Source organism: Bradyrhizobium sp. UBA2491 (genome assembly GCF_002341725.1).
Classification (GTDB): Bacteria; Pseudomonadota; Alphaproteobacteria; order Rhizobiales; family Xanthobacteraceae; genus Bradyrhizobium.
Genome location: NZ_DDOP01000078.1, coordinates 14,393 through 39,175 on the forward strand (window position 1 = coordinate 14,393; position 24,783 = coordinate 39,175).

General features: G+C 63.6%; 23 protein-coding genes. 9 read left to right on the top strand and 14 right to left on the bottom strand.

All coding sequences use genetic code 11. The annotated features are described in order from the left end of the window. Nucleotides 1-23 precede the first annotated feature (23 nt). A complete protein-coding gene (dctP, locus tag B2W55_RS25435) occupies nt 24-1,061 on the top strand; it encodes a TRAP transporter substrate-binding protein DctP (protein WP_029879288.1) in 1,038 nt (345 codons plus the stop codon). Continuing rightward, entirely contained in the window at nt 1,058-2,296 is a 1,239-nt protein-coding gene (locus tag B2W55_RS25440) for a CaiB/BaiF CoA transferase family protein (RefSeq protein ID WP_024582045.1), read from the top strand. Before dctP ends, B2W55_RS25440 begins: the two co-directional genes overlap by 4 nt. On the opposite strand, the gene B2W55_RS25445 is transcribed toward B2W55_RS25440, so the two are convergent. The 9 genes from B2W55_RS25445 to B2W55_RS25485 all read right to left on the bottom strand — a co-directional run bounded on the left by B2W55_RS25445 (nt 2,297) and on the right by B2W55_RS25485 (nt 10,428). Further along, nucleotides 2,297-3,151 carry an HpcH/HpaI aldolase/citrate lyase family protein gene (locus B2W55_RS25445; protein WP_024582046.1) on the bottom strand — a complete coding sequence of 285 codons (855 nt, stop codon included), beginning with the start codon at nt 3,149-3,151 and terminating at the stop codon, nt 2,297-2,299. A 3-nt stretch (nt 3,152-3,154) separates the two neighbouring features. Next, the gene (locus B2W55_RS25450; protein WP_024582047.1) at nt 3,155-3,610 is read right to left on the bottom strand and encodes a MaoC family dehydratase; all 456 of its coding nucleotides are present in this window, start codon (nt 3,608-3,610) and stop codon (nt 3,155-3,157) included. Then, nucleotides 3,611-4,387, bottom strand: a complete 777-nt coding sequence (locus B2W55_RS25455) for an enoyl-CoA hydratase/isomerase family protein (protein ID WP_024582048.1) — start codon at nt 4,385-4,387, stop codon at nt 3,611-3,613. Nucleotides 4,388-4,397: 10 nt separating this feature from the next. After that, nucleotides 4,398-5,603, bottom strand: a complete 1,206-nt coding sequence (locus B2W55_RS25460) for a CaiB/BaiF CoA transferase family protein (protein WP_024582049.1) — start codon at nt 5,601-5,603, stop codon at nt 4,398-4,400. Nucleotides 5,604-5,669: 66 nt separating this feature from the next. Then, nucleotides 5,670-6,386, bottom strand: coding sequence for an ABC transporter ATP-binding protein (locus B2W55_RS25465; protein ID WP_024582050.1), 717 nt, complete (start codon nt 6,384-6,386; stop codon nt 5,670-5,672). Continuing rightward, on the bottom strand, nt 6,383-7,141 hold the full coding sequence (locus B2W55_RS25470) for an ABC transporter ATP-binding protein (RefSeq protein ID WP_024582051.1): 759 nt from the start codon (nt 7,139-7,141) through the stop codon (nt 6,383-6,385). Before B2W55_RS25470 ends, B2W55_RS25465 begins: the two co-directional genes overlap by 4 nt. Before the next feature lie 2 nt (nt 7,142-7,143). Then, nucleotides 7,144-8,163: a branched-chain amino acid ABC transporter permease gene (locus B2W55_RS25475; protein ID WP_024582052.1), complete on the bottom strand. Its 1,020-nt coding sequence runs from the start codon at nt 8,161-8,163 to the stop codon at nt 7,144-7,146. After that, nucleotides 8,160-9,062, bottom strand: coding sequence for a branched-chain amino acid ABC transporter permease (locus B2W55_RS25480; RefSeq protein WP_024582053.1), 903 nt, complete (start codon nt 9,060-9,062; stop codon nt 8,160-8,162). Before B2W55_RS25480 ends, B2W55_RS25475 begins: the two co-directional genes overlap by 4 nt. Nucleotides 9,063-9,168: 106 nt before the next feature. Then, nucleotides 9,169-10,428, bottom strand: a complete 1,260-nt coding sequence (locus B2W55_RS25485) for an ABC transporter substrate-binding protein (RefSeq protein WP_024582054.1) — start codon at nt 10,426-10,428, stop codon at nt 9,169-9,171. A gap of 171 nt (nt 10,429-10,599) precedes the next feature. On the opposite strand from B2W55_RS25485, the gene B2W55_RS25490 reads away from it, so the two are divergent. The 5 genes from B2W55_RS25490 to B2W55_RS25510 all read left to right on the top strand — a co-directional run bounded on the left by B2W55_RS25490 (nt 10,600) and on the right by B2W55_RS25510 (nt 16,575). Next, nucleotides 10,600-12,096 carry an AMP-binding protein gene (locus B2W55_RS25490; RefSeq protein WP_024582055.1) on the top strand — a complete coding sequence of 499 codons (1,497 nt, stop codon included), beginning with the start codon at nt 10,600-10,602 and terminating at the stop codon, nt 12,094-12,096. Beyond that, nucleotides 12,093-12,737, top strand: coding sequence for a TetR/AcrR family transcriptional regulator (locus B2W55_RS25495; protein ID WP_024582056.1), 645 nt, complete (start codon nt 12,093-12,095; stop codon nt 12,735-12,737). The genes B2W55_RS25490 and B2W55_RS25495 overlap by 4 nt, the downstream gene beginning before the upstream one ends. Continuing rightward, a complete protein-coding gene (locus B2W55_RS25500) occupies nt 12,734-13,507 on the top strand; it encodes an SDR family NAD(P)-dependent oxidoreductase (RefSeq protein ID WP_024582057.1) in 774 nt (257 codons plus the stop codon). Before B2W55_RS25495 ends, B2W55_RS25500 begins: the two co-directional genes overlap by 4 nt. 9 nt (nt 13,508-13,516) lie before the next feature. Continuing rightward, entirely contained in the window at nt 13,517-15,439 is a 1,923-nt protein-coding gene (locus tag B2W55_RS25505) for a flavin-containing monooxygenase (protein WP_024582058.1), read from the top strand. 506 nt (nt 15,440-15,945) lie between these two features. Then, nucleotides 15,946-16,575: a 2-hydroxychromene-2-carboxylate isomerase gene (locus B2W55_RS25510; protein WP_024582059.1), complete on the top strand. Its 630-nt coding sequence runs from the start codon at nt 15,946-15,948 to the stop codon at nt 16,573-16,575. Nucleotides 16,576-16,612: 37 nt separating this feature from the next. Here the strand turns inward: B2W55_RS25510 and B2W55_RS25515 are convergent, their stop codons facing one another. Together B2W55_RS25515 and B2W55_RS25520 are read right to left on the bottom strand one after the other, a co-directional pair. Next, nucleotides 16,613-17,623, bottom strand: coding sequence for a glutathione S-transferase N-terminal domain-containing protein (locus B2W55_RS25515; RefSeq protein ID WP_024582060.1), 1,011 nt, complete (start codon nt 17,621-17,623; stop codon nt 16,613-16,615). Further along, nucleotides 17,620-19,116, bottom strand: a complete 1,497-nt coding sequence (locus B2W55_RS25520) for a M81 family metallopeptidase (RefSeq protein WP_029879293.1) — start codon at nt 19,114-19,116, stop codon at nt 17,620-17,622. Before B2W55_RS25520 ends, B2W55_RS25515 begins: the two co-directional genes overlap by 4 nt. A 179-nt stretch (nt 19,117-19,295) precedes the next feature. On the opposite strand from B2W55_RS25520, the gene B2W55_RS25525 reads away from it, so the two are divergent. Further along, complete coding sequence (locus B2W55_RS25525) at nt 19,296-20,090, top strand: class II aldolase/adducin family protein (RefSeq protein WP_024582062.1); 795 nt, start codon at nt 19,296-19,298, stop codon at nt 20,088-20,090. 121 nt (nt 20,091-20,211) lie between these two features. On the opposite strand, the gene B2W55_RS25530 is transcribed toward B2W55_RS25525, so the two are convergent. Both B2W55_RS25530 and B2W55_RS25535 read right to left on the bottom strand, forming a co-directional pair. Next, complete coding sequence (locus tag B2W55_RS25530) at nt 20,212-21,642, bottom strand: glycosyl hydrolase family 28-related protein (RefSeq protein ID WP_160306745.1); 1,431 nt, start codon at nt 21,640-21,642, stop codon at nt 20,212-20,214. Nucleotides 21,643-21,885: 243 nt separating this feature from the next. Further along, the gene (locus B2W55_RS25535; protein ID WP_080891128.1) at nt 21,886-23,166 is read right to left on the bottom strand and encodes an LLM class flavin-dependent oxidoreductase; all 1,281 of its coding nucleotides are present in this window, start codon (nt 23,164-23,166) and stop codon (nt 21,886-21,888) included. Here B2W55_RS25535 and B2W55_RS25540 point away from each other — a divergent pair. Then, on the top strand, nt 23,107-24,012 hold the full coding sequence (locus B2W55_RS25540; RefSeq protein ID WP_291532305.1) for a LysR family transcriptional regulator: 906 nt from the start codon (nt 23,107-23,109) through the stop codon (nt 24,010-24,012). The genes B2W55_RS25535 and B2W55_RS25540 overlap by 60 nt on opposite strands. 33 nt (nt 24,013-24,045) lie before the next feature. Here B2W55_RS25540 and B2W55_RS25545 read toward each other — a convergent pair whose 3' ends face one another. Continuing rightward, nucleotides 24,046-24,678 (bottom strand): invasion associated locus B family protein, encoded by a 633-nt coding sequence (locus B2W55_RS25545; RefSeq protein WP_029878946.1) that lies wholly within the window; start codon nt 24,676-24,678, stop codon nt 24,046-24,048. Nucleotides 24,679-24,783 lie beyond the last annotated feature (105 nt).

The window sequence follows — 24,783 nt, forward strand, 5'->3', positions numbered from 1 at the left end:
CGAACTACAAGGGAGAAGACATAATGTTCGTTCGATTGGGGAAGCCGCTAGCGCTCGCGGCGTTGATGTTCGCTGCGACAGCGGGTGCTGGCAGTGCACAGGAGAAGATCACACTTCGCCTCGTCGACAGCCTGCCGAACGGCCATGTGATTCATGAGCTCGTCGGCAAGCCATTTTCCGAACTCGTCACCAAGCTGACCAACGGCCAGGTCACCTTCCAGCACTTCCCGGCGGAGCAGCTTGGCAAGGCCAAAGACATGGCCCAGCTCACGGCCGTCGGCGTCGCCGACGTCTCCTACATCGTGCCATCCTATTCGTCCGACAAGTTTCCGCTGACGGCGGTCGCCGAACTCCCCGGCATCTTCGACAGCGAATGCCAGGGCTCGCTTGCCTTCTACAAGGTCTCGCACAATGGCGGCATCCTGGAGACCAAGGAGTTCGCGCCGAACCAGCTTCGACCGCTGGTCACGCTGGCGCTGCCGGCCTATCAGATTCAACTGGCGACCAGCCGCGAGGTGAAGACGGCGAAGGACCTCGAGGGGCTGAAGATCCGCACCACCGGCGGCGCCATGGACCTGATGATGCGCTCGATCGGCGGCGTGCCGGTGCGGATGGCCGCGCCCGAAATCTATGAATCGCTGACCCGCGGCACGCTCGACGGGCTGATCTTCTCCTACCAGAGCTCGGCGTCCTACGATTTCGGAAAGATCCTGAAGTCGGGCACCGAGGGGCTGAACTTCGGCACCGCGATCTTCACCTATTCGATCGGCGAGATGAAGTTCAAGTCGCTGCCCGAGAACGTGCGCAAGGCGCTGGTCGAAGCCGGCGAGCAGACCACCCGCGAGGCATGCAAGCGGTTCGAGGACGGCGAGAAGGCCGCGACCGACAAGATCAAGTCGCAGGGCATGAAGGTCATCAACTTCAGCGCCGACGACAAGAAGGTGTTCGACACCGCCTTCAAGTCGGTGGCACAGGATTGGGTGAAGGACGTCGACAAACGCGGCAAGCCAGGCAGCGAAGTCTTCAAAGCCTTCACCGAAGCGCTGGCCGCCACCCATTGAGCAACACGCTGACGAGAAAGACACCAACCAAGCCGGCGGGCCCGCTCGCCGGCGTCAGGATCACCGACCTCACCAGCGTGATGATGGGTCCCTACGCGACCATGATCCTCGGCGACTACGGTGCCGACGTGGTCAAGGTCGAGAGTCCGGATGGCGACGTGATGCGCCACGCCGCCCCGATGCGTCATCCCGGGATGGGCGCGATGTACCTGCAGGGCAACCGCAACAAGCGCTCGATCGTGCTGGACCTCAAGAAGGCGAGTGGCCGTGAGGCATTGCTGCGGCTGGCCGCGACGGCCGACGTATTCGTCCACAACGTCCGTCCCGCCGCGATGGCGCGCCTGAAGCTCGGCACCGACGATCTTCTCGCAGCCAACCCGCAGATCGTCTACGCCAGCCTGCACGGCTTCGGTGAGACCGGCCCCTATGCCGGCCGGCCTGCTTATGACGATCTGATCCAAGGACTGACGGCGCTGCCCGCGCTCACCGGCCAGATCACCGGCGAGCCGCGCTACTCGCCGGCCACCATGGCCGACCGCATCGTCGGCCTCAACGCGGTCCACGCCATCCTGGCGGCGCTGTTCCATCGCGAGCGCACCGGCGAGGGCCAGGCCATCGAAATCCCGATGTTCGAGACCATGGCGCAGTTCGTGCTCGGCGATCACATGGCCGGTCGCAGCTTCGATCCGCCGATCGGACCGCCCGGCTACTCCCGTCTGCTATCGCCCGACCGCCGGCCCTACCAGACCAACGATGGCTACATTTGCGCACTGGTTTACTCCGACAAGCAGTGGAATGCGTTCTTCGCCAAGATCGGCCTTGCCGACGAGGCCGACCGTGATCCGCGGCTGAACAGCATCTCGGCGCGAACCAGGAACTATGACTTCGTCTACGACTGGTTCTCGCAGATGATGAAGACCCGCAGCACCGCCGAATGGATGCGCTTCTTCGCGGAGGCGGACATTCCGCACGCGCCGCTGCATGATCTCGACAGCCTGATCGACGATCCGCATCTGGCCGAGGTCGGATTGATCCAGTCGCTGGACCACCCGACCGAAGGCACGCTGCGGGTTGCCGGCCCGGCGGCGACATGGAGTCGGACGCCGCCGTCGATCCGGACCTATCCGCCGAACCTCGGCGAGCATGGCCGCGAGATTCTGCGCGAAGCCGGCATTGCCGAGACCGAGATCGCCGCCCTCATCGCGGAGGGCGCGCTGATCGAGCCTAACCGCTGATCATTTCCGGCGCGACGCCAGGATCTTCTCGGCGGCGCGCAGATGCGGCTTGTCCAGCATCTTGCCGTCCATCTTGGCGACCCCGGACGGATTGTCGGCGAATGCGGCGATCACCCGCTCCGACCACGCGATCTCCTCGTCGGTCGGCATGAAGGCCGCGTTGACGACATCGACATGCTTGGGATGGATCACGGCCTTGGCCAGGAAGCCGTCCTGCCGCGCGGCGATCGCCTCGGCCTTCAATGCGTCGAGATCGTTGATGTCGGTGGCGATGGTGTCGATCGCGACCACGCCGGCCGCCGCCGCGCCGATCAGGCAGAGATCGCGGGCCAGAATGAACGGAGAATGATAACGGCCATCGGTGCGGTTGCGGGTCGCACCGAGCGAAGCCGCGAGGTCTTCCGCGCCCCACATCATGCCCCAGAGCCGCGGGCTCATACTCTCGAAGTCAAGGATTTTCAGTACCGCTCGCGCCGTCTCGGTCGCGACCGTGACGATCCGCGTCGTCCCCGACGCAATGCCGGAAGCGGCCTCGAACGCGTCGAGATAGAGCGCGAGCTTGTTGACATCGGTGGCGCCGGCGCATTTCGGCAGCACGATGCCGTCGGGCTTCCCGGGCATCACGGCAGCTAAGTCGCCGAGCGTCAGGTCGGTATCAAGCGCGTTGACGCGGATGTAGAGCTTCTGTTCCGGATTGCGCGCGTCGAGCATTTGCCGCGTGATCCCGCGCGCCACCACCTTCTGGTCCGGCGCGATGGAATCCTCGAGATCGAGGATCAGCGCATCGGCCGCGGTCTTCTTGGCGCTCTCATATTTCCGGGGGCTGTCGCCGGGAACGAACAGGAACGATCGCATCGCCTATGCCTTCGGCTTGCAGTGCATTAGCCCGGTGCGCCGGCAGCTTGCCACCACCTCGCCGCGCTGATTGGTCATGGTGTGCTCGAATTCGACGATTCCCTGGGTCGGCCGCGACTTGCTGGCCCGCTTGCCGATGATCTTGGTGTGCGCCTTTAGCGTGTCGCCATGAAACACCGGCTTCGGGAACTTGACGTCGGTCATGCCGAGATTGCCGACCGTCGTGCCCAGCGTCGTGTCGTAGACGCTCATGCCGATCATGATGCCGAGCGTATAGAGGCTGTTGAACAGCCGCTGACCGAATTCGGTCTTCTCCGAGAAATGCGCGTCGAGATGCAACGGCTGCGGGTTCATGGTCAGGAGGCTGAACATGGTGTTGTCCATCTCCGTCACGGTCCGGCTGAACTCGTGATGGAATTCCCGCCCGACCTCGAACTCTTCGAAATACAATCCAGCCATTTACCGTCCCTTGTAGTTGGGCGTCCGCTTTTCGACGAACGCATTCAGCCCTTCCTGGCAGTCCTCCGTCGAGGCAACCACCACGAAGCTTTCCGCGGTGTTCTCCACCGAACGGCGGAAATCGGCATCGACCGCGCGCATAAACGCATCGCGGCCGATCTTCATCACGATCGGTGACTTCGCCGCCAGCTTGCGCGCGATCTCCCGGGCCCGCTCCAGCGCGGTACCCTTCGGCACCACCTCGCTGAGCAGGCCCATCCGATGGGCGGTCGCCGCATCGAAGGGCTCGCCGAGGAACAGCGAGCCGAACGCCTGGTGCTTGCCGACCAGCCGCGGCAACTGCACGAAATGGATCGCCGGGATCAGGCCGACATCGATCTCGGGATAGCCGAAGGTCGAGCCATCGCCCGCGACGATCATGTCGCAGGAGATCGCGATCGTCATGCCGCCGGCGCGCACCGCGCCGTCGATCGCCGCGATGGTCGGCTTGCCCATCCGGTACTGGGTATCGTTGAGGGCGAAGTACAACCGCTCGAGGAACGTCTTGGTCTCGATCGCGGGCTTGCCCCTGACGATATCGAGGTCGAGGCCAGCGCAGAACACCTTGTGGGCGCTGCTGACGATGACGGCGCGCACCGCCTCGTCATCGCGGGCTTTTGCCAACGCCGCGAGCAGCGCGTCGATCAGCGGGATGCTGAGGGCGTTGACCGGCGCGCGGTCAAGCACGATCTCCGCGATCTGCCCGGTGACCGAGTAACGAACGAGGTCCGTGCTCATGATGTCTCCCTTATCTCTTGGCTTGCCGGACCGCGCCTGATTGCAGCAGGCCGTCGATCTCGGCAAAACCAAATCCGGCCTCTGTCAGCACAGCGCGGCTGTCCTGTCCGACATCCGGCGCAGCGCAGAGGTGATCCTCGGACAGGCTTGCGATCCCCGGCGTCCGCGGCGAGTATACAGCGCCGACGCCGGGCGTGTCCTGACGCACCGATGCATTGGTCGCCTCGACATGAGCGTTGCGCAGCCATTCACCGGGATTGAGAATCCTCTCCGCGATGATGTCGGCGGCGTGCAGCCGAGCCAGCCAGGTCTCCGTCGGTTGAGTCAGGAACACCTCGCGCAGCTGCGGAATCAGCGTATCGGCGGCGTCGGCGCGGCGGGCGAAGTCGGCGAAACGCGGATCTCTGGCGAGATCGTCGCGGCCGATCGCAGTGCACAGCCGCCTGTATTGCGGCTCGTTCACCAGCGTCACCATCATCCAGCCGTCCTGTGTCTGGTAGGTGCCGGCCGGCACATTCAGCGCCCGCGGCGCGCCGCCCTCAAGAATGAACTCGGCGACCTTGTGCCCCAGCAGCGCCGACGTCGACTGGCAGAGATTGACGTCGATCCAGCGGCCGGTGCCGACGGTCGCGCGTGCGAACAGCGTCGTCGCGATGGCCTGGAATGCGTACACGCCGGTGACGACGTCGGAAATGGTCGTGCCGACCCGATGCGGCACGCCATCGGTGCCGACATTGACCGAGACCAGCCCGGAAAAGGCCTGCGCCACCGAATCAGAGCCCGGCCGCTTGGAGTACGGCCCACTCTGCCCGAAGCCACTGACTGACAGATAGACCAGGCCTCTGTTGTCGCGCGAGAGGCTCTCATAGCCGAGCCCGAGCCGCTCCGCGACGCCAGGACGAAATCCTTCAATGAGCACGTCGGCCTCGCGCGCCAGCCGCTGGGCGACCGCGATCCCGTCCTTGTTCTTCATGTCGAGACACAGGCTACGCTTGCCGCGGTTGTAGACCGCCGACAGCGTCGTGTGATTGCCGTAGGTCGTGCCGAGATAGCGCGACCAGTCGCCTTCCGGCGGCTCGACCTTGATGACGTCGGCGCCATAGACCCCGAGCAGCATCGCGCAGTAGGGCGAAGCGATTCCCTGGCCGAAATCGAGCACTTTGAGGCCCCGATACGGCGCCTCATGCGTCGGCGTCAGCTTGCGTTCGACCGCCATTTATCCTCCCGTTCTTCCTGACGAGCCGCATCCTTGGCCGTGATCCGACACCTTTCGGAGCATGCCCTACAGCGCCAGATAGCGCTGCCGGATGTTGTCGTTGGCTTTCAACTCTTCGATGGAGGATGTGTAGACGATCTGTCCCTTGTCGATAACCGTCGCGTGGCTCGCAAGGCCCAGGCAAAAATGCATGTTCTGCTCGGCGATCAACACTGTGGCACCGGTGCCACGGAGCTGCCGCAGCAGCTCGCCGATGCGCTGTACGATGATCGGCGCCAGTCCCTCGCTCGGTTCGTCCAGCAGCAGCAGCACCGGATTGCCGATCAGCGTGCGGGCAATTGCGAGCATCTGTTGCTCGCCGCCCGACAGCCGCCCGGCGATCCGGTGCCGCAGCGGCTCCAACAGCGGAAACACGTCGTAGACGCGCCGGATCGACCATTCATCCTGGCCATCAGGCCCCTTCTTCTGGCCGATCACGAGGTTGTCCTCGACCGTGTGCTCGGGAAAGATCTGGCGATCCTCCGGCACGAAGCCGAGCCCGGCCCGCGCGATGTGATGCGGCTTCAGTCCAGACACCAGTTGGCCGCGCAAGGTCACCTTACCGCGGCGCGCCGGCGCCAGCCCCATGATCGCCTTCATCGTGGTCGACTTGCCGGCGCCGTTGCGGCCGAGCAACGCCATGGTCTCGCCCTTCCGCACCGAGAGACCGACGCCGAACAGGATCTGGCTGGTGCCGTAATAGACGTCGAGGTCCTCGACCTGCACCACCGGCTGCGCGCTCATGCCACCGCTCCTGCATGGTCGTCACTGCCGAGATAGGCTTCGATGACGGCTTCATTGCTGCGGATCGCGTCCGGCGTCCCGGTTGCCAGGATTCGGCCGTAGCACAGCACGACGATCTGCGGCGCGATCTTGAACACGATGTCCATGTCATGCTCGATGAACACGACCGTGATCTTCTGCTTCTCCCAGAGCTCGCGCACCTTGTCGATCATGCGCCAGCGTTCCTCGGTGCCCATGCCCGCGGTCGGCTCGTCGAGCAGCAGCACCTTGGGCTCGAGTACCAGCGCGAGCGCGATGTCGAGCAACTTCTGGTCACCATGCGACAGCGTCGCCGCGGTCCGGTTGCGCTTGCTGGCAAGGCCAAGCAGCTCCATCGCATGCTCGGCGCGGTCGCGCGTCTCGGCCAGCGGAAAACGGCGATGCATCACGCTGGCGCGGCGCTGATCGGCACAGACCGCTGCCAGCATCGTCTCCTCCACGGTCAGTGAGGGAAAGATACTCGCGACCTGGAAGGCCCGGCCGATGCCATGGCGCACGATCTCCGGCGGCGCCCGGCCCGCCATGTCGACGCCATTGAGCAGGATCTGCCCGGCATCCGGCCGCAGCGCGCCCGTGATCAGGTTGAAGAAGGTGCTCTTGCCGGCGCCATTGGGACCGATCACGGCGGTGAGCGAGCCATCGGGAAAGTCGAGCGAGACGTTGTCGGTCGCCTTGACGCCGCCGAAGGATTTTGAAAGCCCGCGAATCTCCAGCATGGCTAACCGCGCCCCTCGCCGCGACGCTGCGCGAACCATTCGACGGCAAAGTCCATCAGCCCCTTCCGCAGGCCGATGGCAAAGAACAGGATCACGATGCCGAGCACGATGCCGTGATACTCGGTCAGGCGCGTGACGGTGTCGTTGAGGATCAGGAGCAACACGGTGCCGACCATCGGCCCGAGGAAAGTAGTCACGCCGCCGAGCATGTTGATGAAGATGCCCTCGCCCGAGATCGTCCAATAGGCGAACTCGGGATAGGCGCCGGAGACGAACAGCGCCATGATCATGCCGCCAGTCGCCGCGAACAGCGCCGCCAGCACGAAGATCGTCAGTTTGGCGCGCCAAACGTCGATGCCGATGAAGCTCGCCCGCGTGGCGTTGTCGCGGATCATGCGCAGCGTGTAGCCGAACGGCGACTGTGCGATCTGGCGCATCAGCAGCAGTCCGATCACCAGCAGCGCGCAGCTCGTGATGTAGAGATGCAGATGGTTCGACAGGTCGATGCCGAGAAATGGCGGCCGCGGGATGCCGCCGCGCAGGCCCTGGTCGCCGCCGGTCAGCGATTGCCACGACAGGATGGTCGAATGGATCAGCATCTGGAAGGCCAGCGTGACGAAAGCGAAGTAGATCTCCTTCAGCCGGACGCAGATCGCACCGATGACGGTCGCGACGACCAGCGTCATCGCCAGCGTGGCGACGAAAGCCACCGGGATCGCAACGCCGGTCTTCTGCATCATCAGGCCGAAGCCATAGGCGCCGAGGCCGAAGAACATGCCGTGCCCGAACGAGATCAACCCGGTGTAGCCGACCAGGAGGTTGAGCGACGTCGCGAACAACCCATAGGCCGCGCAGCGGATCACGAAGTCGAGCAGCTGCTTGCTGCCGAACAGCATCGGCAGCAATGCCAGCAAGGCAAAGGCGATCAGCGCGATCAGCACGTCGCGATAGCGTTGCGGCCTGGCATCGATCCGCGGCGGCACCAGGGTTTGCGCGCCCTGCCCGGCCTGCAACTCGGTCATGCAACCTCCTTGCCGAACAGGCCGGTCGGCCGCGACACCAGCACGATCACCATGAATAGATACATCAGCCCCTCGGTGAACAGCGGGAAGCCGAGCGAGCCGAACGAGCGGATCAATCCGATCAGCAGCGCACCGATCAGGGCGCCCAGGATCGACCCCATGCCGCCGATCACGGTCACGATGAAAGACTCGATCAGAACCGAGAATCCCATGCCCGGCGTCAGCGAGCGCACCGGCGCCGCCAGCGCGCCGGCCAGTCCGGCCAGCAGGCCGCCGAGCGCGAACACGCCGCCATAGATCAGCCCGGTGTTGATGCCGAGCGCCGACACCATGCCGGGATTGTGCGCAGCCGCCCGGATCACCTTGCCGATCCTGGAGCGCGCCAGCCCCAGTCCGAGGACCACGGCCGCGGCGAGCGCCACGCCGATCAGCAACAGGTAATACGGCGGCACCACGCCGCCAGCGATGAACAGCGGCGGCACCTGGAATGCGGCCGGCATGCCCATCGACTTGAATTCAGGCCCCCAGATCATGCGGACCACGTCGTCGAAGATCAGCACGAAGGCGTAACAGACCAGGAGCTGCATCAGCACGTCGCGGCCGTAGACCCGGCTCATGAACACGCGCTCGAAGATCAGGCCGAGGATCGCGGTGCCGAGGGCGCCGCTCAGCATCGCCAGTGCGAAACTGCCGGTGAGCTGGTAGGCCGTCATCGCGAAATAGGCGCCGAACATATAGAAGGCGCCGTGGCTGAAATTGACGACCTTGAGCACCCCGAAGATCAAGGTCAGCCCGACGGCAACGAGAAACAGCAGCATGCCGATGATCAGGCCGCTGGTGGTCTGGGTCACCAGGCAAGCGGGGCTGACGAAGCAGCTGGCGAGCGCGTCGAGGTCCACGAGATTCACCCATTACGGCGGGCCGCAACGCCGGCGCGCGACAAACATCAGACAACATCAAGAGAGAGGCGGAGACAGCCAAGCGCGCCTCCGCCCCGCATGCGGATCAGGTGTAGCCCTTGCTCTTCTTCCACTCGGCTTCGAGTTCGAAGATGGTCTTCCAGTCACCGGCCTTCATATCCAGCACGTAAGGCTCCTGCGGGATCGTGGTGCCCCAGCCGATCGCGTAGCCGACCAGCGTGCGGTCGTCGGCACGCATGGTGACGGTGCCGTCGGCGCCGAACGGACACTTGATGGTCAGTCCGGTCAGGACCTCGGCGAGCTTCTTGCCGTCGGTCGAATTGGCTTTCTTGGCCGCCTCATTGAGGAACATGACCGCGGTCGCATTCTGCCACGACCAGTTGGTCGGGTATTCGTTGTACTTCGCCTTGTAGGCATCGCCCCAGGCCGCATTCTCCGGCGTCGGCGGAAATGTCTTGATGTAACGATCGCCGGAATGGATGCCCTTGGGCAGATTCTTCACCACCGTGAGCGCGGTGTAATCGGCCATGTTGACCGCGAACACCTCCATCTGGGTGAACAGCGCGTAGATATTGGCCTGGTCGATGTAAGACGTGAGATCGCCGCCCCACAGGCACGAATAGAGTGCCTGCGGCTTGGCCTGCAGGATCTTGGTCACGACTTCGGTGTAGTCGGGCTGGAACAGCTTTGGCCAGGACTCGCTGATGATCTCGACGTCAGGCGCGAACTTCTTCAGGTACAGCACGAACTCACCGGTGGTATCGCGGCCATAGGCATAGTCGGGCGAGCAGGTCGCCCACTTCTTCAGCCCCTTGGCCTTGGCGATGCCTGCGGCGTAACCCGCGCCGACGATCGAGTCATGAATGCCCTGCCGCACGCAGCGGAAGGCGTTCGGAATGTGCTGCTTGGGATCGGCCGTCAGCGACGACGCCTCCGAGCAGGTGTGGATGCAGAGCACGCCGAGATCGCGCGCCACCTCGTGAACCGCGAACGATCCAGACGACGCCTCGCCGTCGAGCAGCATCTCGCAGCCGTCGGTGTTGACGAGCTCGCGCGCGATCCGCGCGGCTTCCTGCGGCTGCCCTTTGGAATCGCGGATCACCATCTCGATCTGCCGCCCGGCGAGGCCGCCGGCGGCATTGACCTTCTCGACTTCCAGCAGCACGGCATTGCGCGAGGATGTGCCGAGCTGTGCGACGCGGCCCGACAGGATCGTCGGCATGCCGATCTTGATGGTCTTGGCCTGTGCGCGAGCCACCCATGGCGCTGCAAAGGTCACTGCACCGGCGCCCATCAGCGCAAGCGTCGAGCGCCGGCTGATGCCCGGTTTCCGGGTCCTGTCCATATTCCCCTCCCTATCGGGTTTCCGTTCCCAAAATCCCTGTCGGAGATCGTGCCGTCTCCGTGACCACGATGTTTTCAGAGCAAGGGGGGTGACGTCAAGCCAAAGATGAATTACGAGTCATAATTCATCTAGGGAGAGAACCGGCGCCGGAATCGGCCCGACGGACGGCAAATGATCAATCTTTCCAGCTTCATCGCATTCCATGCCAAGCGGACCCCGGACCGCTGTGCGCTGAAATATCGCGGCGAGGACGTCTCCTATGCCGACTTTGATCTGCGTATTCGCCAAATCGGCGGCTGGCTTGAGTCACACGGGATTGCACCGGGCGATGTCGTCGCGGTGCTGATGAAGAACAGCACTGCCTTTCTCGAACTGGTGTTTGCGACGAGCCATATCGGCGCGGTGTTCCTGCCGATCAACTATCGGCTGTCGACCGACGAGGTCGGCTACATCGTCGGCAATTCCGGCGCACGGCTGCTGGTCGCCGATGACGAATTCGCCGCGAGGGCAACCGGCGGCGCGCCGGTGGTGTTGCTCGACGAAGTCGCGCAATCCAGCATCACCAACCTTGCGCCCGACCTCGCGCCGACCCCGATGCATGTACGCCAGCCGCGCGACCTGATGCGGCTGATGTACACCTCGGGGACGACGGATCGCCCGAAGGGCGTGATGCTCACTTACGAGAACATCTACTGGAAATCCGCCGACCAGACGCTGGTGCTCGGGCTGAACGCCGAGACGCGGCTGCTCGTGGTCGGTCCGCTCTATCATGTCGGCGCGCTCGACTTGCCGGGAATCGCCGTGCTTTGGCACGGCGGCATGCTGTGCATTCACCGCACCTTCGAACCTGAACCCGCGCTTGCCGCGATCGAGCGCGAGAAGCTGAACGCGGCGTGGTTCGCACCGGTCATGACCACGGCCCTCCTCACCTGCCCGAACCGCGTGCGCTACGACGTCTCCAGCCTGCGATGGGCGATCGGCGGCGGCGAGAAGACGCCCGAGGCCCGCATCCGCGCCTTCTCGGACCATTTCAGGAATGCGCGCTACATCGATGCCTACGGCCTCACCGAAAGCTGCGGCGGCGACACTTTCATGGATGCCGGCCGCGAGATCGAGAAGATCGGTTCGACCGGCCGTGCCATCGCCCATGTCGAGATCGAAATCCGCGACGACGCCGGCAAACGCCTGCCGGCGGGCCGGAATGGCGAGATCTGCCTCCGCGGACCCAAGGTGACGCAGGGCTACTGGAAGGACCCCGAGAAGACTGCGTCGGCTTTTTTCGGCGACTGGTTTCGCACCGGCGATATCGGCTATCTCGATGAAGATGGCTTCCTCTATCTGACCGATCGCAAGAAGGACATGATCATCTCCGGCGGCGAGAACATCGCCTCCTCCGAGGTCGAGCGCGTCATCTACGAAATACCTGGAGTGCGCGAGGTCGCGGTGATCGGCCTGCCGGACGACCGCTGGGGCGAGAAGCCGGTCGCCATCGTGGTGCTGGCCGATGACGCCAAACTCGATCTGTCCGACCTCACCGATTTCTGCCGCGCCCGACTCGCCGCCTTCAAGGTGCCGAGGCAACTCATCATCCGCGACAGCCTGCCGCGCAATCCGTCCGGCAAGGTGCTCAAACGCGTGCTCCGCGCCGAACTCGAGGCCACCACATGACACAAGCGACATCCGCCAAGGTGACGAAGCTCAACCGGGTCGAGCGCAATGCCTGGACCAAGCAGAAGATCTTCGACGCCGCGACCAAGATCGTCGGCAAATATGGCTATGCCGAAGCCTCGGTGGCTCGCATCACCGAAGCCGCCGGCGTCGCACAGGGCACCTTCTACAATCATTTCGAGAACCGCCAGGAGCTGCTCGACCAGCTGCTGCCGAAGATCGGCCTCGACATGGTCCGCTTCATCCATGCGCGCACCGGCACCGCCAACGAGGCCCGGCAGGAGATCGAGCGCTTCAGCGCCTTCTTCGACTTCATCCGCGAGGTGCCGGAGTTCCTGCGGATCCTCAACGAGGCCGAGTTCTTCGCGCCGATCGGCTACCAGAAGCATTTCGACAATATCTCGAATGCCTATGTCCGGATCCTGCAGCGGGCGCGGGCGGCAGGCGCGACCGAGAAATTCAGCGACGAGGAATTCGAGGCCATCGTCCAGGTCCTGATGGGCGCCCGCGGCTATCTCAGCCGCCGCTACTCCTATTCCGAGCACGGCGTCACCGCGGTGCCCGACTATGTGATCACGGCCTACCAGAAGCTGGTGACCCGCGGCGTGTTCAACGCCAGCAACAAGGGAAACAAGACATGAGCGCTGACGGCACCATCCTCGTCACCGGCGGCAGCCGCGGCATCGGCGCCTCGACCGCAACGCTACTTGCCGATCAGGGCCACCGCGTCGTCATCGTCGACATCGCGCCCGAGCCGATCGTGGGAACGACCGCCATCCTCTGGCCGGCGCCGTTCGACGTCGCAAGCGAGAGCGCCGTGGTCGCCGGCATTGCCGATATCGAGAAGGCGCACGGCCCGATCACCGGCCTCGTCAACGCGGCCGGCGTGTTCGGCAAGATGCACACGATCGACCGGGTGCGGATGGAACAATGGGATCGCGAGGTCAATATCGACCTGCGCGGCACGTTCCTGGTCACGCGCAGCGTCGGCATCGCGATGGCGAAGCGACGGCATGGCGCGATCGTCAACGTCGCCTCGGTGGCCGGCATGACGTCGGGTCCGATCCACGCCTATACCGCGGCGAAGGCCGGTGTCATCCAGATCACGCAGACCCTTGCCGCCGAGTGGGGCCGGACCGGCGTCCGCGTCAATGCGGTGTCGCCAGGCTTCACCCGCACGGCCGCGCTCGAGGCCGGCATCGCGTCGGGCGCGCTGAACAGGGATCTGCTGTCCAGCCCGACGGCGATGAACCGGCTGGTCGAACCGATGGAAGTGGCGCAGGCGATCGCCTGGTTGCTCTCGCCGCAGAGCAGTGGCGTGACCGGCATCAATCTGCCGGTCGATGCCGGCTACATCGCCGGTACCACCTGGGCCGCCTATGGCGGTTTGCCGGACGCACCACGCAGCTGAGGACGACACATGAATATCGAGCTTCCGCGCCAACACCTCGATCTGTCCTCCGCGATCGCCGAGGGTGACATCCGCGTGCTACTGATGGTGCTGGTGCATGTGACTGGCGACGAGAAGTGGCTGGAACCGCCCTACAAGCCGAAGCGCGACGTCCGTCTGATCCCGGATCCGGACGCCGGCGTGCCGAAGGAGATCCAGGACGAGATCCGCGCCGCTGTCCTTAACTTGTTCGCGAACGGCACGCCGAAGCCCGTCATCACCGATCCCGGCGACGAGTTGATGCTGCGGATGATGCGCGCGACGCTCGGCGAGCACGTCGCGCCGGAGTATGCACCGCTGATGCGCGAGGAGATGGGCTTCGTTTCCCGCGATGCCCGCTGGCGCGCGCAGCCGTCCTGCGAGAAGCTGGCGCAGCAGCATGTCCTGATCGTCGGCGCTGGGGTCTGCGCGATCGCACTCGGCGTTGCGCTCGGACGTCTCGGTATTCCCTACACGATCGTCGAGAAGCAGGACGAGATCGGCGGCACCTGGTACGTCAACCGTTATCCTGGCTGCGGCGTCGATACGCCGAACCACTCCTATTCGTTCTCATTCGGCGCACGCAATCCATGGACCCGCTATTTCGCGCAGCGTCAGGAATTGCTGGACTACCTGCTCAACGTCGTGCGCGAACACGACATCCGCAGGCACGTCCGCCTCTCGACCGAGCTGGTCGCATCGCGCTGGGACGAAGGCAAACGCCGCTGGATCTCGACGCTGAGGACCGCGAACGGTGAAGAGACGTTAGAATCCACCGTGCTGGTCAGCGCGATCGGGCAACTCAACGATCCGCTGCCCGCCCGCTTCAAGGGCGACGAGGATTTCAAGGGCCTCAAGGTCCACTCGGCGCTGTGGTCCGACGACATCAAGCTCGATGGCAAGCATGTCGCCGTGATCGGCACCGGCGCGACGGCCATGCAGCTGGTGCCGTCGATCGCCGACCGTGTCGCCTCCGTCACCGTCTATCAGCGCACCGCACAGTGGGCGCGGCCGGTGAAGGGTTATTCCGATCCGATCACCGAAGGCGCGCAGTGGCTGCTGGCGCATCTTCCGTTCTATGTGCAGTGGTACCGCTTCAACATGTTCTGGCGTTACGGCGACGGGCTGCTGCCGTTCCTGCGCAAGGATCCGGCCTGGCCGCATCCCGACCGCGCCGTCAACAAGGGTAACGACCGCCACCGCCAGGAGCTCGCCGACTTCATCCTCTCCGAGCTAAAGGACCGCCCCGACCTGATCGAGAAGTGCATGCCGACCTATCCGCCCTACGGCAAACGCATCCTGCTCGACAACAACTGGTTCAAGACGCTGACCAGGCCGAATGTCGAGCTGGTCACCGACAGGATCGACCACTTCGCAGCCGACGGAATCGTCACAGCCGACGGCACATCGCGGCAGCACGATGTCATCGTAATTTCGACCGGCTTCAAAGTTTCCGAGATGGCGGCGCGTCTCGACCTCACCGGACGCGATGGCAAGAACCTGAAGCAGGTCTGGGAACACGACAATCCGACCGCCTATCTCGGTCTCACGGTACCTGACTTCCCCAACCTGTTTCTGATGCTCGGCCCGAACTCGGGACCCGCGCATGGCGGCAGCGTGATCTTCCAGTCGGAATGCCAGACCCGCTACATCTCAGCGTGTCTGGTCGAGATGATAGAGAACGACATCGCGGCGATCGACGTGCATCCCGCCGCACATGATGCGTACATTCGCGAGGTCGATGCCGAGCACGAGCAGTTGATCTGGACGCATCCGGGCATGACGACCTACTACCGCAACAGTCGCGGCCGGGTGTTCTCCGCGATGCCGTGGCGGTTCGTCGACTACTGGAAAATGACGCATGATCCGGACTTCGCCCAATATCGAACGACCAAGTCGAGACAGGAGACCTGACCTGAATTCTCTTCCGCGTTAACTTGACAGCAGACGATAACTGCCGCAGCATTTCGTTGACTGCACCTGTTGGGGTGCTGGAGCGTCTGCTCCTCGCGTCACAGGAATTGACGGACGATTATGGGATCGGCCGCCAGGCAGCAGAAGCGGACAGAGGTCCGTCGGCCCACCCTTGGAGAGGAGCATGACGCCACCGGCGAATGCCAGCGACCTTGCTCAGCGGCAAGGTCTCGGTGCACGTTGAGGCTGATAGCAGCTGCTAGCCGCGTGTGCCGCCGACAATCTGAAACTATCCGCAGGACGAGAGCGCAAAGGCCAAGCGCTTTTAGGTCCCGAGACACCACTGGTTTGTACCAGACACCCTTCGCTAAAACGAAGTAGCAGGGCCCCGCGATGCTTGAATGCACCGGGGCCCATTCGTTTGCCCGCGATCTCCCTGTCGTCCCGCCACATTGCGGCGCCGCCACGGATCGGAAACAATCATCGTAACGGGATGAGGAACGATGATGGATAAGCCGCGGGTCAGGATCTATACCGACTACAAGTCCCCTTACGCCTACGTCGCCAACAAGCGGCTGTTCGAGCTCGAGGAGACCTATGGCGCCGCGCTGGAATGGCTACCCTACACGCTGCGGATTCCCGAGTTCATGGGCACGGTCGAAGAGCGCACCCCGCATTTCTGGCGCAAGGTGCGCTACTCCTACATGGACGCACGGCGCTTCGCCAACGCGCAGGGGCTGACCATGAAGGGCCCGCGCCGGATCTACGATGCCTTCAACGCCAGCGCCGGAATGCTGTTCGCGCAGCGGCACGGGCTGTTCCGGCCGTACCACGACACGGTGTTTCGCAGGTTCTGGAACCATGAGCTCGAGATCGACGAGCTATCGGAGATTGCCGGCGTGATTGCCGCAATCGGCGGCTCCGCCGAGGCATTCGAAGCCTATGTTCGCGGCCCTGCCCGCGCCGAGCATGATCGCATCACAGACGAAGCCGAGGCGCTCGGCGTGTTCGGCGTTCCCAGCATGGTGTTCAACGGCGAATTGTTCTGGGGCGGCGATCGCATCGACATGCTGATCGAACGAATCAAGCAGCCGGAGACGATCGCCGTCGCGCTCGGCAGCAGGCACCGGACATGAGCTCGCGTGGCTTTTAATCTGCCGGTAGCCTGATTGATCATCCTCCACTCAGGATCGCCCAGCATCCCGTGCGCTCGAGCACGGGCCGCAGCGCCGCGCGATCGCCGGCATCGAGTGCGGCAAACCTCTCGCGCAACTGTAGCAGGCACTTCACCTGATACTTGAACGGCGCCAGCGCGTAAGGCAGACCCCAGACCTTGATCTCGAGGCGTTCGAGGCCTTTCGCGAATGCATCCGCGTTGGCGGCGAGGAACGGCAGATAGAGCTCGCCCACGATCCGCAGCAGCGCCTCGGCGAACCCGCCGAGTGCCTGTTCGCGCGGATGCCACGCCCCCTCGACGCCAGACGCGTCATCGAGCCGCCGCACCCAATGATCGGTGAACGGCGCGCGCTCGCGCATGATCCGCATCGGGGTCGGATCGGTCGCCATCTCGCTGAGTTGGCCGAACCAGGCAAAGTCCGCCAGCGACGGCCGGCTGCCAAACAGGTAATTCGCCATGCCGACATGAGGCTCGAACGCCGCCAGCGTCCGGCGATAGCTCTCTTCGAGCAGCGGTCGGTTCTCATCGGTTGCGCCGAGAATGACCATGCGCGAGATCTGCCGCTGCCGGAACTCCTCGATCTCCTCGCGGCTGCCGGTTGCAGCTTGCGACGTCGACCATTCCTCACCGGCCCAGCGCGACACATAACCTTGGTCTTCCGGATCCCACCAGCGATAGAGGAACAGCGGCTTCACCGCCCACTCGTCGGCGAGATCCTCGAGCAGATCGCAGACGAAAGCAACCGCTCTGTCCTCCGGGATCACCGAGCGTCTCTGATGCCGCGCTTCCAGATCATAGGCCAGCGTCGTGGTCTCGCCGCGATAGCTGCCGTCGGGATATTGCAGCACCGGAATCAGCATCGGCTTCAGATGCGCGGTCGCCTCGCGCAGCGCCTTGGTCATGATCACCCAGTCGTGCGGGATCCGCCGGTAGCGCATCAGCGCCCGCAGCTTGATCGCATAGGGCGACGCCGTCGAACCGATCAGGCGATAGCGGCCCTCTGTCACGACGATGCCTCCGGGAACGCCGGATTGCCGTAAGGGTAGAACCGCGTGAGGTCGACATTCTGGTAAGGCAGCTTGTCGAGACGGGTCGTGCCGAGGAACGGCTGTTCGGGCTCGACCAGCAAGATCGTCTTGGCAAACCCGTTGTCGTCGAAGCCGCGTCGGAAGTGCACCCGCGACTTGATCGCGATCACCTCGAATGCGTCGAGGTCGGGCACCAGCGCCTTGAGCGAGAACGGCTCCATGATCTGCACCAGATAGGTCGAGAGGATCAGCACATTGTTGCGGCCGAACCGCACGCAGACCCAGAACTGGCCATAGCCCTCGGCCGCCGCCGAAATCGTGCCCTGGATACGAACCGGATCGCCCGCCGACTCGTCGGCGAGGCCGCCGATCTCCATGTCGAAGGCATCGCCGGCCTTGGCGCCGGCTGCCTTCAGGCTTGCCGTCGCCTTGGCATCGGCAATGGTCGCGATGACCGTGTTCGCGAGGTCCTTTGCTACGATCTCGCGCAACAGCCAGGTCGCCGATCCCGACCGGTCACTGTGGTCGGCCAACACCACCGGCGTGTTACCTTCAGCGACAGCCCGCTTTGCCAGCGTCACGCCCTCTGCGATGCTAAAAAGCCGGGTCGATTGCAGCAGTGCTTCGCGCAGCCGCCAGATCGTGCCGGCGAGATCGCGCGCGACCTGCTCGGCGAGCTTCGGATTGCCGTTGGTCAGGACCTGCACGGTCATGCCGACGTCGGGAACGTCGGCGAACGGGAAGCCGAAGAAAATATTGACATAGACGTCGACCTCGCGCGCCTCCCAGACCAGCGCGCGCTGCACGAGATCCATCCATGGCCGCGCCCCGGTCCATTGCAGCACGGTCGGCGAGATCACCGGAACCTTGATGGTCTTGTGCGCCGGCTTGTAGTCGCCGCGGATCGCCCGCACCAGCATGCGCGCAGCCCGCTCGCCTTGCAGATGGGCGTCATAATGCGGGAAATATTTCACTGCGAACGCCATGTCCGCCTGTTCGAGGAACGCCTCGTCCTCGTTGCCATGCGGATCGAAGGTCGCGGCAATGAAGGCAGACCGGCCGACCACCTCACGGACCTGCCGGGCCAGGTCGGCCTCGGGCCGCGGCACCTCGCGCACGGCCATCGCGCCATGCAGGCACAGATAGACGCCGTCGAAAGGCCCCTCCTCCTTCAGCCCGGCGATCATCTTGCCGGTGAAGGTCCGATAGGCCTCCTGGGTGACCCAGCCCGATCCAGTGTAGGTCTTCGGCCAGAGCGGGGATTCGATGCCGACCAATTCGACCTCGGAGAACTCGCGCGCCACTTGCACGAAGCCACCCATGTAGTTCCTCGGATCGAACTGGAGCAGCGCCTCGCCTTTGGCTGGTGAGCCCGGATAGATGAAGTCGTCGAGCGTGGTCTCGTTGGGCAGGAACGAGACGGTTTCGTGGGAGAAATGCAGGACGGCGATACGTATCTTGCGACCGCTCATTTTGGCGTGCCTCACCTGTTTTTCCGCAGTGTGGCATCGAACCTGCGACGCGCCAATGGTGCATTCGGTTTTTGCCCGCCAGACCCGCAAATAAGCTGACGCGCCGCCGCTTGCTGGCATGCGGATTCTGCTATGTTCCCCGCCAACAATCCGTCCCGCGGACATCTCAAGGAGACGCCATGAATCCCCCCGTCAGCTCGCCCGCGATCAAGGTCGTGAAATCCGTTCGTGAGCAGGTGAGCGCCGAGGAATGGCAGGCCCGTGTCGATCTCGCCGCCTGCTATCGGCTCACGGCGATGTACGGCATGACCGAGATGATCGCCAACCACATCTCCTGCCGCGTGCCCGGCACCACCGACCAGTTCCTGATCAATGCCTACGGCATGCTCTATGAGGAGATCGACGCCTCCAGCCTGATCAAGGTCGACGTCGAGGGCAATACGCTGCTCAACGCGTCCGACTATGACGTCAATGTCGCAGGCTTCGTCATTCACAGCGCCATCCACATGGCCAAGCACGACATGGACTGCGTCGCCCACACCCACACCCCGGCCGGCATGGCGGTCTCGGCGATGGAATGCGGCCTGCTGCCGCTGGCGCAGACCTCGATGCGTTTCCTGCACATCGCCTATCACGACTTCGAAGGCATCGCCGACAACATCGACGAGCGCGAGCGGTTGGTGCGCGATCTCGGCGATCACGAGGCGATGATCCTGCGCAACCATGGCCTGCTGGTGGTCGGCCGCACCGTGCCTGCCGCCTTCAACGTGCTGTTCCGGCTCGAACGCGCCTGCCAGACCCAGGTAATGGCGATGTCCTGCAACACCAAGCTGATCTACCCGCCGCAGAGCATCCTCGAAGATACCTATGAGCGGATGCTGCCCAAGCCCGGCCGCGCCGCCCGCAACGGCGAGCTTGCCTGGCCGGCGCTGCTGCGCAAGCTCGACCGGGCTGACCCGTCGTATCGGGATTGAGGCGCCAGGCAATTGCTCCGCGCGCGAGTATCGAGCCGGCAGCAGCATCCGTCGCCGGTTGACGACGGATGCCTGAACGGCACATCTGCCGACCAAAACGGTAGAGTTATTGCATTGATCTCTACCCTAGGAGCAACCCGCCGACATTCGATGACACTCCGTTATCGGCGAGGTTGGCGCCATTGGCAGTTGAGCGACCGGTCGCCAATGTCACACTCGCCCCGGCATCGATCTGGACGCCGTTACCGGAGTTGGCGATCGACTTGATATTGGTGAGATCGCAGCGGTTGGAGCTTCCGACCACTTCAAATCCTGTCGTGCAGCCATCAGCCTCGCAGCTCGCCAGCGATATGTATTGGCTTTGTATCGAGTTCGATGGACCAATTGCGTAGCCCCTACCACACACGACCGAAAGACAGTCGGCTGCCCCGCCATACAGCGCTCCGATGAAGTAGAATCCAGCCGTCGGACAGTTGGTAGCGACGCACGAACTGAACCTGTTGTACTGAGGTGTCCCGGTGTTGGCGGCCTGACAAAGGAATCCAATTCCACTCGGATTGGTCAGAGCGCTTGCCGCGCAATGATCGACAATCGTGTAGACTGAAAAGTCGCCTACGGCGATGCCTTGAAAGCCAGAACCAACGACGGTTGTCCCGACAATTTTGTTGCGGAGCTGCCAATTGACCGAACCCGACGCATTCGCCGGGTTGAGGTTGACGCCATAGTCCGTTACCCCGCCTCCGCCGTTTACGTAGCAGCCGTCGATCAGATTGTCGCTGCAACCGCCGTAGAGATATATGCCCCGGTTTTGCACGCTTTCGGTATGGCAATCCCGAAACGCGCAAGCGCTCGTTTGGAGTGAGCCGCCGCTCGATGGATTCCACCCGTCCATCAACAGGCCAACGTACCAGTTTCCGGTAACCCGCACCTTTTCGACGATGCTCTGTGTTACGCCGTGCAACACCATCGGGCACTGATAGACCCCGCCATACGTGATGTTCCAATCAGAATGCGTGCCGGAGCCGCTGGCAGCAAACTGGTCACTTAGGACCAGCGTGGTGCCGCTGTAGGAAACCACCTGGCCTTCATATCGGTTTGCAGGGTTCGCCCGGCTCCAGATGCGAAGAAAGGTCGAAGTCGTCCACGGCAGACCGGCCGGCACCGTAAACGTTCGATTGCCGTCACCGATCGTGACCTGGGTCGTCGAGCTTGCGACAACTGCGGTGTTGTTCAGAACACCGCCGGACCATTGGCAGCGATTGCCAACCGAGACCATCGCCGAGGTGTAAGATCCATACGGTGCGGGACCTGAGATATCCTGCGACCGCCGAAGGACGGCCGCAGGACTGCAAGTCACAATGGTGTCGTCGGGGATGATGATTTGAGAGTTGCCGAGATCGTAGGTTCCGGTGGGAAGGTAGACGGCGTTACCCGCTCCACTTATGGAGTTGATCGCGGTTTGCAGTAGCGCGTGGGTGTCTGACGACCCGGTATTATCAACGCCATATGCGGATACCACGTTGATGAAAGATGCTCCCGATGTATCTGTCAAATTTGTACCCTTCAATCATTGGGATCTGAGACCGGGCGCAAGGGCTCCGGTCGCTTGATTGTCTCCATCATGGTCGCTGCTCGACGTCAGTGACGATCGCAACGTGCCCCTCAATGGGGGGAGACGAGCAGGATTGGACTGCTGATTTGCCCGACGACGGAAGCGGCGATTTGCCCGTCGGGGTGATTTGTCGCAGGCGACCTCTCGATCAGGCTCCGAGATCGAGCGGCGCCCGGCGCCAGCTCAGTTGATCTCTGCCCGCCGCAACTGCGGGATCACTTCTTCGCCGAACAGCGCGAAGGCCTCGCGGCGGCCAGCCGAGACGCCTCTCCCCAGCATCGCCAGGAGATGGCCGGCACTGCATTTGCGGCACTGCTCAATGATCTGCTCCGTAACCTGCGCCGGCGTGCCGGCGATGTAGTCGTCATCGTGCACCGAGAAGCCGGCGCCGCCCCTTGGCGCATCGAGCAGGGAGGACGCACTCGCGGCGACCCTGGGATCGCCGGCCACCACCTTGAGCGTCGCGGCCTTCTCGGCGCGCGATGCCTCACGCGCGGCGGCAGCATCACGCGAAATCGAGACATTGCGCCGGATCGCGAGCTGGTCGGGACCCGCGGGAAACCCAAGCTGCGCCGCTTCGTTGCGATAGGCGTCGAAGATCTCGGTAACCCGACCGACGGATTCGAAACCCGTGCAGATCTTCGAGCGTCGCCGCGCCGACTTCCCGGCTGACACGGGACTGACGACCGTCGTCCATTTCGGCGGCGACGCTTGCAGGAACACGTTCGGCATCAAGGTTAGATTCTCGAACGTCCAGTATTTGCCATGGTGATTGATGACGGGGTTGGCGAGCGCGGCATCGAGGATCTCCAGGCTCTCGTTGAACCGCTCGCGCGCTTCCTCCATGTCAAGCCCGATGCGCGCCAGTTCCTGCGGCACGCCGGCCGCGAAGCCGATCTCGAGCCGCCCGCTGGTCAGATGATCGAGCATCGCAAGCTCCTCGATGATGCGCCACGGTGCGTAGAACGGCACCACCATTCCCATCGTTCCGAGACGCAGGCGGGTGGTGCGGCGTGCGACCGCCGCGATCAGCAGGTTGGGAGACGGGCTGTACGACAGGCCGAAATGGTGCTCGCTGAAAAATATCCCCTCGAAGCCGAGCCGCTCGGCGTCCAGCCAGAGTTCGAACGCCTTGTCGAATACATTGGATGCCTGCTCCCGGCGGACGTCGCCGTCGCCGTCGCCGAGATTCGGGGCCTGCATGAATTCGAAGATCCAGGGCTTGATCACGGGCTCCTCCCAGAGCGGATGGTCTGCTGGCCGGCCCGTTGCCCGGGCCTGTGTGCTGCAGCTTTCTTCGCTACATCGGGTTTTTGAATTTGAAAAATTGATTATCATGATCCCAGACATTGATGATCTGGATATCAGCCCATGCGGTTCGAAGGCCTGGACTTGAATCTGTTGGTGGCACTCGATGCCATCCTCGAGGAAGGCAGCGTGATGCGGGCGAGCCAACGCCTGCATCTCAGCCAGCCGGCGATGAGCGCCGCGATCGCCCGGCTGAGGCAATACTTCAACGATGAGATCTTCACGATATCGCAACGCAAGCTGGTGCCGACGCCGCTGGCGCGCGCGCTCGAACGGCCGACGCGCGACATCCTGCTGCGCGTTCGCGCGAACCTGATCTCGCTCCCGCGTTTCGATCCGCAAAGCTCGCAGCGGCGCTTCCGGATGGTGGTTTCGGACTATGCCAGCATCGTGCTGATGCATCCGGTGATGAAGCGCGTCTATCGCAGCGCGCCCGGCATCTCGCTCGAGCTCATTCCATTCAACGATCGGGTGGACGACCAGTTGCAGCGCGGGGATGTCGATTTCGTCATTATGCCTGACAGCTATGCCGTCGACGATCATCCGCGGCAGCATCTGTTCGACGACGAATTCTGCTGCATCGTCTGGAGCGGAAACCGCAAGATCGGGCGTTCGCTGTCACTCGGCCGCTATCTCGGGCTTGGACACGTCACCGCCCAGTTCGGTCCGATCCGCAGGCCTTCCTTCGAGGAAAGCGCGCTGGTCAAGCTGGGTCACAAGCGGCGCATCGAGGTCATTGCGCCGAACTTCACCACGATGGCCACGATGGTGATCGGAACGGATCGGATCGCGACGGTGCACAAGCGCCTTGCGGTCGTCTTTGCCCGCAGCTTCCCGCTCAAACTGCTACGCTTGCCGGTCCGCATTCCGGCATTTCGCGAAATCCTGCAATGGCCGGTGTCGTTCGATTCCGATCCCGCGCTGATGTGGATGCGCGAGACGATATCCGGCGTCGCGGCCGAAATCGACCGGACGCCGGCCGCGCAGATGAAGTTTGGCTAGCGACCCAAGGGTGCCTGGAGCGCAGCGCGTCCGTCAGCTGGCTAGCTGGATGGTGCGCTCCAGCGCCGCGGCAAAGCCGTTCAGTGGAACCGTGAAGACGACCGCCTGCCCGGTGTTGAGGTTCTGCGCGGCCACCGTCATCGTCTTGGCCCGGCTCATGGTGTCGGTAACCACCGTCGGGAAGGATACCGGAAGCAGGCAGCCTTGCGCTGTGCATGTCGAGAAGCGTGTCTGCTCGAGGTCCTTGCCGTCGAGCTTGACGACGGCCCCGGCGTCGAGCTTCAGCCCAAACGGCATCAGCATATTGCCTTCGGCCTTGCCGTCCCTGGGAATCAGTTCGATGGCGAAGACCTGCTGATTGGTCTCCTTGGAGCTCTGGGTCTGCCCGAGCGTGCACAGCTTGGTACCGCCGTCGAGCAGGCATTTGACGATCCAGTCTCCATAGGTCTCGCTGATCGCGGACGCGCCCCTGGGAAGCTGGACGGTTCGGACCACGCCATCGACCGAGGAGGTCTGGCTCCGCCGCTCGATCGGAATCGAGACGACGCCGCTGCCGGCATCCGACCGATCGGGGGTTCGGGCGGCGTGCGCCGAACCAGGACCGGCAACGACGACGAGCGCGATCACCGCCCGAAGACGTCTGCCTGCCGAGCTTGCTCCCACCATGCATTCGCTCCGTCGCATCACCTCGGGAAACCGATCATCGCCTTACGTGGGTATATTTCCCACGTAAGCAAGATACGTCTACTTGGAGAACCGCGGACATGCAAG

Bases quoted from the DNA above. Each gene is read 5' to 3' on its own strand.
- B2W55_RS25455 (WP_024582048.1), bottom strand. From the start codon at position 4,387: ATGAGCACGGACCTCGTTCGTTACTCGGTCACCGGGCAGATCGCGGAG.
- B2W55_RS25445 (WP_024582046.1), bottom strand. From the start codon at position 3,151: ATGCGATCGTTCCTGTTCGTTCCCGGCGACAGCCCCCGGAAATATGAG.
- B2W55_RS25520 (WP_029879293.1), bottom strand. From the start codon at position 19,116: ATGAGCGGTCGCAAGATACGTATCGCCGTCCTGCATTTCTCCCACGAA.
- B2W55_RS25535 (WP_080891128.1), bottom strand. From the start codon at position 23,166: ATGCAGGCGTTGGCTCGCCCGCATCACGCTGCCTTCCTCGAGGATGGC.
- B2W55_RS25485 (WP_024582054.1), bottom strand. From the start codon at position 10,428: ATGGACAGGACCCGGAAACCGGGCATCAGCCGGCGCTCGACGCTTGCG.
- B2W55_RS25470 (WP_024582051.1), bottom strand. From the start codon at position 7,141: ATGCTGGAGATTCGCGGGCTTTCAAAATCCTTCGGCGGCGTCAAGGCG.
- B2W55_RS25465 (WP_024582050.1), bottom strand. From the start codon at position 6,386: ATGAGCGCGCAGCCGGTGGTGCAGGTCGAGGACCTCGACGTCTATTAC.
- B2W55_RS25450 (WP_024582047.1), bottom strand. From the start codon at position 3,610: ATGGCTGGATTGTATTTCGAAGAGTTCGAGGTCGGGCGGGAATTCCAT.
- B2W55_RS25545 (WP_029878946.1), bottom strand. From the start codon at position 24,678: ATGGTGGGAGCAAGCTCGGCAGGCAGACGTCTTCGGGCGGTGATCGCG.
- B2W55_RS25495 (WP_024582056.1), top strand. From the start codon at position 12,093: ATGACACAAGCGACATCCGCCAAGGTGACGAAGCTCAACCGGGTCGAG.
- B2W55_RS25460 (WP_024582049.1), bottom strand. From the start codon at position 5,603: ATGGCGGTCGAACGCAAGCTGACGCCGACGCATGAGGCGCCGTATCGG.
- B2W55_RS25490 (WP_024582055.1), top strand. From the start codon at position 10,600: ATGATCAATCTTTCCAGCTTCATCGCATTCCATGCCAAGCGGACCCCG.
- B2W55_RS25505 (WP_024582058.1), top strand. From the start codon at position 13,517: ATGAATATCGAGCTTCCGCGCCAACACCTCGATCTGTCCTCCGCGATC.
- B2W55_RS25525 (WP_024582062.1), top strand. From the start codon at position 19,296: ATGAATCCCCCCGTCAGCTCGCCCGCGATCAAGGTCGTGAAATCCGTT.
- B2W55_RS25510 (WP_024582059.1), top strand. From the start codon at position 15,946: ATGGATAAGCCGCGGGTCAGGATCTATACCGACTACAAGTCCCCTTAC.
- B2W55_RS25475 (WP_024582052.1), bottom strand. From the start codon at position 8,163: ATGACCGAGTTGCAGGCCGGGCAGGGCGCGCAAACCCTGGTGCCGCCG.
- dctP (WP_029879288.1), top strand. From the start codon at position 24: ATGTTCGTTCGATTGGGGAAGCCGCTAGCGCTCGCGGCGTTGATGTTC.
- B2W55_RS25500 (WP_024582057.1), top strand. From the start codon at position 12,734: ATGAGCGCTGACGGCACCATCCTCGTCACCGGCGGCAGCCGCGGCATC.